This is a genomic window from Oceanimonas sp. MB9 (genome assembly GCF_011319775.1).
Taxonomy (GTDB): Bacteria; Pseudomonadota; Gammaproteobacteria; order Enterobacterales; family Aeromonadaceae; genus Oceanimonas; species Oceanimonas doudoroffii.
The window spans coordinates 92114-105336 of sequence record NZ_VFBE01000009.1 but is presented as its reverse complement, the minus strand read 5'-3'; the positions used below and the strand labels follow the sequence as shown (position 1 = coordinate 105336).

Genomic DNA, 13223 nt, shown 5'->3' with positions numbered 1-13223 from the left:
AGCTCCATCATGGGTCCCATTACCTGACGCCACTGTCCGCCAACCGAATCCAGATCGGCCCTTGCCGGGTTCGTCGCTGCCGGGCAACCGTATGATTCCGAGGCTGTAAACACCCATGTATTCAGTAGAAAAATCCCACAAGCTGGACAACGTCTGTTACGACATTCGTGGACCCGTTCACAAGGAAGCCCGCCGCCTTGAAGACGAAGGACACCGTATTCTCAAGCTGAACATCGGCAACCCGGCGCCGTTCGGCTTTGACGCACCGGAAGAGCTGCTCAAGGACGCCATTCTCAACATGCCCACCAGCCAGGGCTATTGCGACTCCAAGGGGCTGTTTTCAGCACGCAAGGCGGTCATGCAGTACTACCAGCAAAAGGGGCTGCGCACCACGGATCTGGACGACATCTATATCGGTAACGGGGTGTCGGAGCTGATCGTGATGTCGATGCAGGCTCTGCTCAACAACGGCGACGAAATTCTGGTGCCGTCCCCGGACTACCCGCTGTGGACCGCCGCCGTGACCCTCTCCGGCGGCAAGGCGGTGCACTACACCTGTGACGAACAGGCCGACTGGTACCCGGATCTGGACGACATCAAATCCAAAATCAGCCCGCGTACCAAGGGCATCGTGCTGATCAACCCCAACAACCCCACCGGCGCCGTCTACGGCAGCGAGTTTTTGCTGGAAGTGATCGAGATCGCCCGCCAGAACAAGCTCATTATTTTTGCCGACGAAATCTACGACAAGATTCTCTACGACGACGTGGCCCACCATTCGGTGTGTACCCTGTGCGACGACGTGCTGGTGGCCACCTTTAACGGCCTGTCCAAAAGCTACCGCGCCGCCGGCTTTCGCCAGGGCTGGATGATGCTGAGCGGGCCCAAACACCTGGCCCGGGATTATATCGAAGGGCTGGAGATGCTCTCCTCCATGCGGCTGTGCGCCAACGTGCCCATGCAGCACTGCATTCAGGCGGCGCTCGGCGGCTACCAGAGCATTAACGAGCTGGTACTGCCCGGTGGCCGGCTGCGCCGCCAGCGCGACCGTGCCTGGGAGTTGCTCAACGAGATTCCCGGGATCAGCTGCGTCAAGCCCAAGGGCGCCATCTACATGTTCCCCCGGCTGGATCCCAAGGTGTATGACATTCGCGACGATCAGAAGATGGTCTACGATCTGCTGTTGCAGGAAAAAATGCTGATCGTGCAGGGCACCGGCTTTAACTGGCCCAAGCCGGACCATTTCCGCCTGGTGACCCTCCCCAGAGTCGACGACATCGAAGACGCCATCGGCCGCATTGCCCGATTCCTTAAGCATTACAAGCAGTAAAGTGACGGTGAGAAGTAAGGGTTGAGGAGTAAGGCGGCCGTTCTCCTTACGCCTCTCCCCTCACTCCTCACCCGCTGTTACAGCAGCGGGCTGAGCAGGTAAAACAGGTTTTCCAGCAGCCGCTTGCGCAGCGGCCGCTGGCGCCACTCCAGCCACGACAGCGGCCGAGCGTCCGCCAGGTAGCGGTCGGCCAGCTGCAACAGCTCGCCCATGGCCTGGCCGTCATCCACCAGCAGGGTCATCTCAAAGTTCAGCCAGAAACTGCGCCGGTCCAGGTTCACCGTGCCCACCAGGCCAAACTGGTGATCCACCAGGACGCACTTGGTGTGCAGCAGGCCGGCGGAATAGAGATGGATCTCCACCCCGGCGTGCAGCAATTCGTCAAAGAAGGCGTTGCAGGCGTGATTAACCATGCGCGAGTCGTTCTTCTCCGGCAGCAGCAGCTGCACCTCCACGCCCCGGTCGGCGGCGGAGCACAGTGCCGCCACCAGGGGGTCGTCGGGCACGAAGTAGGGAGTGACCAGCACCAGCCGCCGCCGAGCCTGATACACGGCGCTGAGCAGGCTCTGGCTGATGGCATCGCCGCCCATAAAGGGCCCCGAGGGCAACAGCTGCAGCCGCAGCTGGTTGTCCAGGCAACAGATGGGGTGGTATTCCAGCTGCTCCAGCAGCCGCTCGCCGGTTTCCATTTCCCAGTCCCACACGAACAGCGACCAGATAATGGGCACGATGGGGCCGCGAATGCGCAGCATGATGTCGACCCACTGGCCCACGCCGGCGTCCTGCTTGAAGCAGGCGGGATCCACCAGATTCATCGAGCCGGTATAGGCAACGTCGTCGTCGATCACCACCAGCTTGCGGTGCATGCGCAGATCCTGTCGTTCAAACAGCACGCGAAAGGCGCCCACCGGCAGTACTTCCACCACCTTGACCCCGGCCTCGCGCAGGCGGCCGGGCCAGCGACTGCGAAAGAAGTCGGCGCTGCCCACCGAGTCCAGCAGCAGCCGGCAGTCCACACCGCGGCGCGCCGCCGCCATCAGCGCATGGGCCACCTCGTCGGCCATGCCGCCCTGGTGCCAGATATAGAACTCCAGATAACAGGAGCTGCGTGCCCGCTCGATGTCCATGCGCAGTGAGCTCAGAATTTCCGTCGGTTGCTGCAGCAGGGTCATGCCATTGCCGCTCAGCATGGGCATGTTGAGCCGGGCCTTGACCAGCTCATAAATGGGTCGGACCTGATCGCTCACCTCAAACTGCTGACCGGGAAAGCGGTTGACCAGCACGTTGATCCAGTCCGCATGGGGCCGGTACATGGCCCGCGCCCGTTCGGCCCGCTTGCGCCCCAGACGCACCTCGCCGAACAGTATGTAGGTGGCCACGCCCAAAATGGGAATGGCGTAGATCAGCGCCAGCCAGGCCAGAGACACTCCCACCGGCCGGCGCTTCATGATCACCCTGAAGGTTACCCCCACCACCAGGCTGGTATGGGTGGCAAACAGCAACCAGCCCAGCAGGGTATCGATGTAATCGTTCAAAAACGCCTTGCTCCTCTTTCCCCAGACGGGGCAGACTGTGCCCATGTCTTTTTGCATCATGGATACAGGACTATGAAAAGTATACTTTTTTTGATCCTGCTTGGGGTTAGCACCGCCCTGCCGGCACAAACCCTCAGCCTAACCGAGCAACAACTCAACCAGCACCTGGCCAGTCAGCTGGGGCGGGAGTTTCCCGTGACCCTGGGCAGCTGGCTGAAGGCCGCCGTGCGCCTGGCCGACCTGCAGGTTGAGTTGGGGCGGCAGCAGCCGGACAAGGCACGGGTCAGCGGGCGGGGCATCGTTACCCTGGATCAGGGGGAGCAACAACAGGACTGGGACATCAGCGGCGACTTCAGCGCCCGCCCCCGCTTTGACAGCAAGGAAGGCGCCCTTTATCTGGACGAATTTGAACTGCTGGGATATCGCCTGAACAACAGCGGCGCCGGCTCCCAGGGGGGGCTAGTGATGCCGCTGCTGCTGCAGAGCCTGGCGGATTACCTGTCACGCTACCCGGTATACCGGCTGAGCGAGCAGGACCCGCTGCGACGCCAGTTGCAGGATCAAGTGCTGAGCCTGGAGATCAGCCCCGGCCGGCTGACCCTGCAGGGACTGGACAGCCTGCCATAAAGGCCGGCACCTGTGCCGGTGCCAGGGGCGGCGCCACCAGCCGGCCCTGGATCAGGTGGCAACCATGTTCCTGCAGAAAGGCAAGCTGCTCCCGGTTTTCCACTCCGCAGGCCACGGCCTCAAGCCCCAGGGTACCGGCCAGCAACAGCAGCGCACGGATCACCGCCCGCTCATAGTCTTCAAAGGCCTCCGCGAACAGCCGTCGATCCAGCTTGATGCCGTCCACCGGCAGTTGCTGCAGCAGCCGCAGGTTGAGCCGGCCGTCACCCAGGTTATCCAGATAGACACCCATGCCGGCCTGACGAAAGGCCGACAGCACCCGCAGCAGGGAGTCACTGCGGCGCATAATGAAGTCACTGCGCAGCTCCAGCTCAAAGTCCGCCGGTTCGGCGCCGTGCTCGCGCAGAATATCGAGCAACCGCAAAATCCGCTGCTGCTCCAGCTCCGGCTCAAGTCCCCGCATGTTCAGGCTGATGCGGCCCTGCCAGCCCTGCCGTCGCCAGTCTTGCGACTGCCGGGCCGCCTCGCCGAATACCCACTCCGCCAGCCGCCCCAGCAGGCCGGCATTGCGTGCCGCGGGCAGAAAATCGTCCGGGGGGACCAGCCCCAGCACCGGATGGCGCCAGCGCAACAAGGCTTCGGCCCCTACTATGCGACCGGACTCCACATCCAGCCTCGGCTGATACTCCAGAAACAGCTGACGCCGTGCCAGTGCCTCGTGAAACTCCCGGGCCAGCCGGCTGCGCAGCTCCAGCCGGGCAAAACTGGCGGAGTCAAACAGGGAAATACGGGCCTGGCTACGGGTCTTGGCCTCGTACATGGCGGTGTCGGCGTAGCGCAGCAGGGTTTCGATTTCCAGCCCGTGCCGGGGATAGAGGCTGATGCCCACACTGGCCCCCACACTCAACTGGTGATGACCGGCGCTGACCGGCGCCTCCATGTTTTCCAGCAAGCGGGCGGCCCGCTCCAGCAAGGGTTGCTCCTCACCACCGCTCATGCGCCATACCAGCACGAACTCGTCACCACCGATGCGCGCCACCATTTCATTGGCATCCACCTGCTGCCGCAGCCGCCCGGCCAGGGTTTTCAGCACCTGATCCCCCACGCCGTGGCCAAAACCGTCGTTGATGGGCTTGAACCTGTCCAGGTCGATAAACAGCAGTGCCAGCTGCTCGTCGGGATGCAGGTCGCACTTGATGCGGGCGAACCAGCTCAGCAAAAAGGCGCGGTTGGCGGCGCCGGTCAGGCTGTCGTGATGGGCCAGATAGCTGAGCCGCTCTTCAGACTGGCGCAACCGGCTGATGTTGTCGAGAATCCCGATAATATGACTGATCAGCCCGGCTTCGTCGCGGATCAACCGCAGCATCAGCCAGTGGGTAGCCACTTCCCCCTGCCCGGTCAGATGCTCCACTTCACCTTCCCAGTGCCCGCGAAACTGCAATCGTTGCCAAATGCGACGGTAGAAACGCCCCTGATAGCGCCCCTGGCTGACGTGGGTCAGGTGCCGCCCTTTCAGGCTGTCCGCATCCAGCTCGCAGTGGCGGCAAAAGGCCGGATTGACCTCCAGCACCCGGCCCCGGGCATCCATCAGCACTATGCCTTCCCGCGTGTGCTGCATCAGTTGCCGCACCAGGCCGAGGCCGGTGTTGGCCCGTACCGGCTCGGCCAGCGCAAAGGGAGTGTGCCCTTCAAAGGCGGTCACCGCCGAGCTGTTCTCTGATTCCATGATTACGCTCTTGTTATCTCACTATGGGGGGCACGGTTGTGGTTATTGCTGCCTCGGGGCAGACAGGGTCAGGTCGTGTGAGCCTGCACATAATATAGACTCAAACGGAAAATAAAAAGCCCGCTTTCGCGGGCTTTTTATTTTGAGTCGCATTTGGCAAATCAGCCGATTTGCTTGCGAGCATTGCGGAACATGCGCATCCAGCCACCGTCCTCGCCCCAGTTGTCCGGGTGCCAGGAGTTGGCCACGGTGCGGAATACCCGCTCCGGGTGCGGCATCATGATGGTCACCCGGCCGTCTTCGCTGGACAGGCCGGTAATGCCGTTGGCGGAGCCGTTGGGGTTGAACGGATAGCGCTCGGTGGCCTGACCGTGGTTGTCGACGTAACGCAGGGCAATGGTGCCGCTGGCTTCCAGGGCGGCGATGTCGACGCGTCTGGTCTGCACCCGGCCTTCACCGTGAGACACGGCGATGGGCAGGCGGGAGCCGGCCATGCCCGACAGGAACAGGCTGGGTGACTCCTGCACTTCCACCAGGCTGAAGCGAGCTTCAAAGCGCTCGGAGGTGTTGCGCACAAAGTCCGGCCAGTGGGCCGCACCGGGGATCAGATCCCGCAGCTGCGACAGCATCTGGCAGCCGTTACACACGCCCAGGGCAAAGCTGTCGTCGCGCTGAAAGAAGGCCTCGAACTGGGCACGCAGCGCCTCGTTGAACAGAATCGACTTAGCCCAGCCACCGCCGGCACCCAGCACGTCACCGTAGGAGAAGCCGCCACAGGCCACCAGGCCGGCGAACTCGTCCAGACGCAGGCGACCACTTTGCAGATCGCTCATGTGCACGTCCACGGCACTGAACCCGGCCCGGTCAAAGGCGGCGGCCATTTCCATGTGGGAGTTGACGCCCTGCTCACGCAGAATGGCCATCTTGGGATGCACGCCCTTGGCGATAAAGGGTGCGGCGATGTCTTCCTTGGGATCAAAGCTCAGGGACGCCGACAGACCGGGATTGTTCTCCAGCTTGGCGTCAAACTCGGCCTGGGCGCACTCCGGATTGTCACGCAGGGCCTGCATGCGGTAGCTGGTCTCGGACCACAGCCGGCGCAGTTCGGTGCGGGATTCGGCGTAGAGCTCCTTGCCGTCGGCCAGCAGGCGCAGGGTGTCGTCCTGGTTGGGCTCGCCAATCACATGGGTGCAGGCGGCCAGGCCATGGCCGGCCAGACAGGTCAGCACCGCTTCCTTGTCTTCCCTGCGCACCTGCAGCACGGCACCCAGCTCTTCGCTGAACAGCGCCGCCAAGTGATCGCCACCCAGCAGGTCCAGCTCCACGTCCAGGCCGGTGTTGCCGGCAAAGGCCATTTCCGCCAGGGTCACAAACAGGCCACCGTCGCCGCGGTCGTGGTAGGCCAGCAGTTTTTGCTCGGCCACCAGCGCCTGCATGGCGTTGAAGAAGCCCTTGAGCTGCTCGGCATCGTCGAGGTCGGCGGGCTTGTCACCCAGTTGACGGTAGACCTGGGCCAGCGCCGAGGCGCCGAGGCGGTTCTTGCCGTTACCCAGATCCACCAGAATGAGATCGGTTTCGCCCAGATCGGTGCGTAGCCAGGGGGTAACGGTGCTGCGCACGTCGGTCACTCGGCCAAAGGCGGAGATCACCAGCGACAGCGGCGCGGTGACGCTACGATCATCGCCATCCTGCTCCCAGCGGGTCTTCATCGACATGGAGTCCTTGCCCACCGGAATGGTGAGGCCCAGTACCGGGCACAGCTCTTCGCCCACGGCCTTGACCGCGTCGTACAGGCCGGCGTCTTCACCGGGGTGACCGGCGGCAGACATCCAGTTGGCGGACAGCTTGATGCGATTGAGCTCGCCAATTTCGGTGGCGGCAATGTTGGTGATGGCTTCGGCCACCGCCAGCCGGGCGGAAGCGGCGAAGTCGAGCAGGGCCACCGGGGCGCGCTCGCCCATGGACATGGCTTCACCTGCATAGGTGTCGTAGGCGGCGGCGGTCACGGCACAGTCGGCCACCGGCACCTGCCAGGGGCCCACCATCTGATCCCGGGCCACCAGGCCGGTGACGCTGCGGTCACCAATGGTGATCAGAAAGCCCTTGTCGGCCACGGTGGGCAGGGTCATCACCCGCTCGACCGCGTCTTTCAGGTTGATGCCGGCCAGATCCAGCGCCGGGCTGTGATGCTGGGCGCTTTTCACGTCGCGGTGCATCTTGGGCGGCTTGCCCAGCAGCACTTCCAGCGGCATGTCGATGGGCTGGTTGTCGAAGTGCTCGTCGTGCAGGCTGAGGTGACGCTCGGCGGTGGCCTCGCCGATCACCGCATAGGGAGCCCGCTCCCGGCGACAGAAGGCCTCGAACTCGGCCAGCCGGTCGTCGGCCACCGCCAGCACGTAGCGCTCCTGGGATTCGTTACACCAGATCTGCAGCGGGCTCATGCCCGGCTCGTCGTTGGGAATGTCACGCAGGTAGAAGCGGCCACCGCGGTCGCCGTCGTTCACCAGCTCGGGCATGGCGTTGGACAGGCCGCCGGCGCCCACGTCGTGAATAAACACGATGGGATTGTCGTCGCCAAGAGCCCAGCAGCGGTCGATCACTTCCTGACAGCGGCGCTCCATTTCCGGGTTGTCCCGCTGTACCGAGGCAAAGTCGAGCTGCTCACAGGACTGACCGGACGCCATGGACGAGGCCGCGCCGCCGCCCAGACCAATGTTCATGGCCGGACCGCCCAGCACCACCAGTTTAGCGCCTACCGGGATCTCGCCTTTTTCAACATGCTCGCCGCGAATGTTGCCGAGACCGCCGGCGATCATGATGGGCTTGTGGTAACCGCGCACTTCCTCGCCGTTAAAGCTGGAGACCCGCTCTTCATAGGTACGGAAGTAACCGAGCAGCGCCGGACGGCCAAACTCGTTGTTAAAGGCGGCACCACCCAGGGGGCCGTCGATCATGATGTCGAGGGCGCTGACGATGCGCTCGGGCTTGCCGAAGTCCTGCTCCCAGGGGCGTGCGTAGCCGGGAATTTTCAGGTTGGACACGCTGAAGCCCACCAGGCCCGCCTTGGGCTTGGAGCCGCGGCCGGTGGCGCCTTCGTCACGGATTTCACCGCCGGAGCCGGTGGCCGCGCCCGGGTAAGGGGAAATAGCGGTGGGGTGGTTGTGGGTTTCCACCTTCATCAGAATGTGAATGTCTTCCTGATGGTAGCGGTACTCGCCCGACTCGGGGCTGGGGAAAAAGCGGCCTGCGGGCGAGCCGGCCATCACGGCGGCGTTGTCCTTGTAGGCGGAGAGCACGTGCTCAGGCACCTGCTCAAAGGTGTTCTTGATCATCTTGAACAGCGACTTGGGCTGTTCGATACCGTCTATGGTCCAGTCGGCGTTGAAGATCTTGTGACGACAGTGCTCGGAGTTGGCCTGGGCAAACATGTAGAGCTCGATGTCGTTGGGGTTACGGCCCAGCTTGCTGAAACCGTCAAACAGATAATCGATTTCATCGTCTGCCAGGGCCAGGCCCATGCGCACGTTGGCCTCGGCCAGGGCGGCGCGACCACCGCCGAGAATGTCGACGGAGGTCAGCGGCGCCGGCTCGGCCTCGGCGAACAGGCACTCGGCCGCGGCCAGGCTGTCAAAGGTGGTTTCGGTCATGCGGTCGTGCAGCAGGGCACTGACAGCGGCCAGCTCGGCCTCACTGGGCTCACGCTCAAAGCCCAGGTAATAGGCGATGCCGCGCTCGATGCGCTTGACCTGGGACAGGCCACAGTTGCGGGCAATGTCGGTGGCCTTGGACGACCAGGGAGAAAGGGTTCCGGGACGGGGGGTCACCAGCATCAGGCGGCTGCCGGCTGCCGGGGTGACGGCCTCGGCGGGACTGTCGAGCAGCTGAGTCAGGGTTTGTCGGCCATCGGCATCGAGCTCGGCGGTCAGGGCGACAAAGTGCACATACTCGGTTTCAACGGCGGTCAGGGGCAGCGCCTGCTCCTGGGCGCGACGAAGGATCGCCTGGGTTCTGAAACCGGATAAGGCCGGTGAGCCTCTCAGTATTTCCATAGTGGCTAATTCTCAAAGCGTGAGTGTATGGGGGGTTCTCAAACTGGCGGTATTATAGGTTTACACCCCTGCCCTGTCGACGCCGATTTGCCGCAGCATCCCCTGCCCAGGCGACGTAAAATTCGGCAATAACCTGACCAAAGCGCCGGCTTTTGCTATAAAATGCCGGCGTTTTCTCATAAGGAGCAGCCTTTGCACACAACGCGCGTATTCGCCGCCACGGCCCTGCTGGCGCTGCTTGCCCTCGCCGGCTGCCGGCCCGAGAGCACGGGCGCCAGTCAGCAGGCACAGATCCAGGCCAGGGAAGAGCTCAGGGTCGGCACCCTCTACCACCCCCTTTACTACTTTTTGCGCAACGAGCGCGAAGAGGGGCTGGACTATGAGCTGGCACAGGGCTTTGCCGACTACCTGGGCGTCGAGCTGACCATGGTGCCCGCCTATAACCTGGACGAGCTGTTCGCCCTGCTCGATGCCGGTCAGGTCGACATGCTGGCCGCCGGCCTTACCGGAACCCCCCTGCGCCGGCAGCACTACCGTTTTGGCCCCAGCCTCTATGAAGTGGCCCAGACCCTGGTCTACCGCAAGGGAGACACCCGGCCTCAGGATCTGACCCAACTCGAGGGTAAGGTACAGGTGCTGGCCGGCTCCAGCCAGGCGGAATGGCTGCACCGTATGGCACAGGATCTGCCCGATTTGCAATGGGAGCCCCGCAAGGACACGGATGCGGAAGACCTGTTGCGCCAGGTGGCCGAGGGCCGCACCGATTACACCCTGGTGGAAGACACCCTGCTGGCCCGCACCCAGCGTTACTACCCCAATGTGGACGCCGCCTTTAGCCTGCCCAACTCCCAGCCGGTGGCCTGGATCATGGACAGGCGCGACGACGACAGCCTGCTGGCGGCCATGCTGGACTACTTCGCCCAACAGCGGGCCAGTGGCCTTATGGCCCGGCTCAATGAAAAGTACTTTGGCCATATTCAGGACTTCGATTACGTCGACACCCGCACCTTTCTGCGCCGGGCCGAAGACCTGCTGCCTCGGTACCGGCCACTGTTTGAGCGCCACGCGGGCAGCCTCGACTGGCGCCTGCTGGCGGCGGTGAGCTACCAGGAGTCCCACTGGGATCCGCAAGCCCGCTCTTATACCGGCGTGCGCGGCATGATGATGCTGACCGAAGACACCGCCCGCCAGATGGGGGTTGAAGACCGGCTGGATCCCGAGCAGAGCATTCGTGGCGGCGCCGGTTACCTGGCGTCGCTGCTCGAACGCCTGCCCGACAGCATTCCCGATGACGAACGCATCTGGTTTGCGCTGGCGGCCTACAACATCGGCCTGGGTCACCTGCTCGATGCTCGGCGCATCACTCGACTTAGGGGGCAGGATCCCGATGCCTGGGCCTCGGTCAAGGACAGCCTGCCCCTGCTGCACCAAACGGGCTGGCACCGCCAGACCCGGTATGGCTATGCCCGGGGTCGGGAAGCCAGAAAATTTGTGCGCAACATTCGCCAGTACTACCAGAGCCTGCAGTGGCTGTACAAACCCAGCACGGATGCCGGCCTGGCCACCGCTCAGGCTGAGACCCAGCCGACAGATCCAACATATTAATAACATTGTCACTTTACCCTGATATCACAAGCTGATATCAAGGCAAAAAAGGCCGCAGTATGCGGCCTGGTAGAGACGAGAGAACTTATGCTGAGAAGAAGACGCATCGCGCTGAAACAGCGCAAACCCGCCGTTGGCGCCCGCCGCAAGATCATGATGCACGACGTGCGGCGCAAGATATTACGCCGTAACGCCACCTATTTCCTGACCCAGGCCGGCTTTGAATAACCCCTGACCGCGCCGGTATTCTGCGCGGGTCAACGAATGGTAATCACCCCGCATTTGGCATTGCTGGCTACCTTGTGGGATACGCTGCCCAGCACCAATCCGGCCAGATCTCCCAGCCCCCGGGTACCCAGCACGATCACTTCGGCGCCCAGCCCGGCGGCCTGCTTGAGAATGGTTCGGGCCGGTTCGCCCTTTACCAGGTGAGTCTGTATCTTTTCCACCCCAAGTTTCTGAGCCTCGGCCTCGGCACCGGAGATGATGCGATGCCCCAGGGCTTCCATTTCCTGCAACTCATCACCAATGGCCACGGCACCAATGCCCCAGATCAGGGTGGCCTCGTGGGGCAGCACTTCGGGTACATGCAGAATATGCAGCTCGGCATTATCGACCCTGGCAAGGTGACAGGCCAGCTCCAGCGCCTTGCGGCCATTTTTTGAACCGTCTACCGCCACCAGCAAAGACTTGTACATATGGGGCCTCCGTACAATAAAAGCGGGAATGCCTTTTCAGCCTAGGCGGGAGCACGGGCGGGCGCAAAATCACAGGTCTCAAATGATAAAAAACGCCGGCTGGGCCGGCGTTTTTTATCGGGTTTACTTTTTCTTGAGGTGTTTCATCAGGCGCTTGCGCTTGCGCAGCTGGCTGGCGGTCAGCTTGTTCTTCAGACCGGCGTAGGGGTTGTCCCCTTCCTGGAACTCCACACGAATGGGCGTGCCCACTATCTGCAGTGAACGGCGGAAATAGTTGATCAGATAGCGCTTGTAGGAGTCGGGCAGATCCTTGACCTGGTTGCCGTGCACAATGATACGCGGCGGGTTATAGCCCCCGGCATGAGCATATTTGAGCTTGACCCGGCGGCCACGCACCAGCGGCGGCTGGTGATCGTCCTGGGCCATCTGCATGATACGGGTCAGCATGGAGGTGTTCACCCGCTTGGTGGCCGAGGCATAGGCCTCCTTGACCGATTCAAACAGGTTGCCCACGCCACTGCCGTGCAGGGCCGAAATAAAGTGCAGGCGGGCAAAATCGATAAAGCCCAGGCGTCGGTCCAGCTCGCGCTTGATGTCGTCGCGCACGTCCTGGCTCAGGCCGTCCCATTTATTCACCGCCAGTACGATACTGCGGCCGGCGTTAAGCACAAAGCCCAGCAGGCTGAGATCCTGATCGGAGATGCCTTCCCGGGCATCCAGCACCAGCAGCACCACGTTGGCGTCCTCAATGGCCTTGAGGGTCTTGATCACCGAGAACTTTTCCACCGCCTCGTGCACCTTGCCCCGGCGCCGTACCCCGGCGGTGTCGATCAGAATGTAATCCTGCTCGTCCCGCTGCATGGGAATATACACGGAGTCACGGGTGGTACCGGGCATGTCGTATACCACCACCCGCTCTTCACCCAGAATGCGGTTGGTGAGGGTGGACTTGCCCACATTGGGGCGACCGACGATGGCCAATTTGATGGGGGCATCTTCAAAAGGTGCCGCTTCTTCCTGCTCCAGTTCGTCGAGCACCGCCATGGCGTCTTCCAGGGTGGCATCGTCAAACTCGTGTTCTTCATCCGCCTCGTCGGCATCGTCCCGAGTCTCGCCGGCCAGCAGCTCAAGCTGAGGCGCCAGCGCGGTTTCCAGTAGGCCGAGCACACCGCGGCCGTGGGCGGCGGCAATCTGGTGAATGTCGCCCAGGCCCAGCTGATAAAACTCGCCCACCGCCGAGTCGGCGTCGATGCCGTCGGTCTTGTTGGCCACCAGCAAGGTTTTCTTCTGACAGCGACGCAGGTGGCTGGCAATGGCCTCATCCGCCGAGGTCATGCCGGCGCGGGCATCCACCATAAACAACACCACATCGGCCTCGTCGATGGCCGCCAGCGACTGGGATGCCATTTCCAGCTCGATGCCTTCTTCACTGCCGTCGATACCGCCGGTATCCACTACGATGTATTCCAGCTCGCCAAAGCGGGCCTGGCCATATTTGCGGTCACGGGTCAGGCCCGGAAAGTCGGCCACCAGGGCGTCACGGGTGCGGGTCAGGCGGTTAAACAGGGTGGATTTGCCCACATTGGGGCGGCCCACCAGAGCCACTACTGGCATCATAAAAACATTCTCCGAAAAACAATAACGGCTCCTGAT

9 protein-coding genes are annotated in these 13223 nt (G+C 62.7%); 4 read left to right on the top strand and 5 right to left on the bottom strand.

Translation table 11 applies throughout. From position 1 onward, the window contains the following. Positions 1 to 115 precede the first annotated feature (115 nt). Positions 116 to 1330: a pyridoxal phosphate-dependent aminotransferase gene (locus tag OJHNALOF_RS11870; RefSeq protein WP_094200695.1), complete on the top strand. Its 1215-nt coding sequence runs from the start codon at positions 116 to 118 to the stop codon at positions 1328 to 1330. Positions 1331 to 1407: 77 nt separating this feature from the next. Here OJHNALOF_RS11870 and cls read toward each other — a convergent pair whose 3' ends face one another. Further along, positions 1408 to 2865: a cardiolipin synthase gene (gene cls / locus OJHNALOF_RS11865; protein ID WP_094200694.1), complete on the bottom strand. Its 1458-nt coding sequence runs from the start codon at positions 2863 to 2865 to the stop codon at positions 1408 to 1410. A 72-nt stretch (positions 2866 to 2937) separates the two neighbouring features. On the opposite strand from cls, the gene OJHNALOF_RS11860 reads away from it, so the two are divergent. Next, on the top strand, positions 2938 to 3492 hold the full coding sequence (locus tag OJHNALOF_RS11860) for a DUF1439 domain-containing protein (RefSeq protein ID WP_094200693.1): 555 nt from the start codon (positions 2938 to 2940) through the stop codon (positions 3490 to 3492). Here the strand turns inward: OJHNALOF_RS11860 and OJHNALOF_RS11855 are convergent. Next, the gene (locus OJHNALOF_RS11855; RefSeq protein ID WP_165662140.1) at positions 3446 to 5218 is read right to left on the bottom strand and encodes a bifunctional diguanylate cyclase/phosphodiesterase; all 1773 of its coding nucleotides are present in this window, start codon (positions 5216 to 5218) and stop codon (positions 3446 to 3448) included. The genes OJHNALOF_RS11860 and OJHNALOF_RS11855 overlap by 47 nt on opposite strands. Positions 5219 to 5379: 161 nt before the next feature. Next, positions 5380 to 9267 (bottom strand): phosphoribosylformylglycinamidine synthase, encoded by a 3888-nt coding sequence (gene purL / locus OJHNALOF_RS11850; RefSeq protein ID WP_165662139.1) that lies wholly within the window; start codon positions 9265 to 9267, stop codon positions 5380 to 5382. Between the two features lie 192 nt (positions 9268 to 9459). Between purL and mltF the strand changes: the two genes are divergently transcribed. Continuing rightward, on the top strand, positions 9460 to 10872 hold the full coding sequence (mltF, locus tag OJHNALOF_RS11845; RefSeq protein ID WP_240919726.1) for a membrane-bound lytic murein transglycosylase MltF: 1413 nt from the start codon (positions 9460 to 9462) through the stop codon (positions 10870 to 10872). Between the two features lie 87 nt (positions 10873 to 10959). Then, positions 10960 to 11100 (top strand): hypothetical protein, encoded by a 141-nt coding sequence (locus tag OJHNALOF_RS11840; RefSeq protein WP_165662137.1) that lies wholly within the window; start codon positions 10960 to 10962, stop codon positions 11098 to 11100. Between the two features lie 29 nt (positions 11101 to 11129). On the opposite strand, the gene OJHNALOF_RS11835 is transcribed toward OJHNALOF_RS11840, so the two are convergent. Together OJHNALOF_RS11835 and der are read right to left on the bottom strand one after the other, a co-directional pair. Continuing rightward, positions 11130 to 11570 (bottom strand): universal stress protein, encoded by a 441-nt coding sequence (locus OJHNALOF_RS11835; protein WP_165662136.1) that lies wholly within the window; start codon positions 11568 to 11570, stop codon positions 11130 to 11132. Positions 11571 to 11693: 123 nt separating this feature from the next. Further along, entirely contained in the window at positions 11694 to 13187 is a 1494-nt protein-coding gene (gene der, locus OJHNALOF_RS11830) for a ribosome biogenesis GTPase Der (protein WP_094200688.1), read from the bottom strand. Between the last annotated feature and the right edge of the window lie 36 nt (positions 13188 to 13223).

What these genes read in the sequence shown, in the direction of transcription:
- OJHNALOF_RS11870 (WP_094200695.1), top strand. Translation starts at nt 116, where the DNA reads ATGTATTCAGTAGAAAAATCCCACAAGCTGGACAACGTCTGTTACGAC.
- OJHNALOF_RS11860 (WP_094200693.1), top strand. Translation starts at nt 2,938, where the DNA reads ATGAAAAGTATACTTTTTTTGATCCTGCTTGGGGTTAGCACCGCCCTG.
- purL (WP_165662139.1), bottom strand. Translation starts at nt 9,267, where the DNA reads ATGGAAATACTGAGAGGCTCACCGGCCTTATCCGGTTTCAGAACCCAG.
- OJHNALOF_RS11840 (WP_165662137.1), top strand. Translation starts at nt 10,960, where the DNA reads ATGCTGAGAAGAAGACGCATCGCGCTGAAACAGCGCAAACCCGCCGTT.
- OJHNALOF_RS11855 (WP_165662140.1), bottom strand. Translation starts at nt 5,218, where the DNA reads ATGGAATCAGAGAACAGCTCGGCGGTGACCGCCTTTGAAGGGCACACT.
- der (WP_094200688.1), bottom strand. Translation starts at nt 13,187, where the DNA reads ATGATGCCAGTAGTGGCTCTGGTGGGCCGCCCCAATGTGGGCAAATCC.
- OJHNALOF_RS11835 (WP_165662136.1), bottom strand. Translation starts at nt 11,570, where the DNA reads ATGTACAAGTCTTTGCTGGTGGCGGTAGACGGTTCAAAAAATGGCCGC.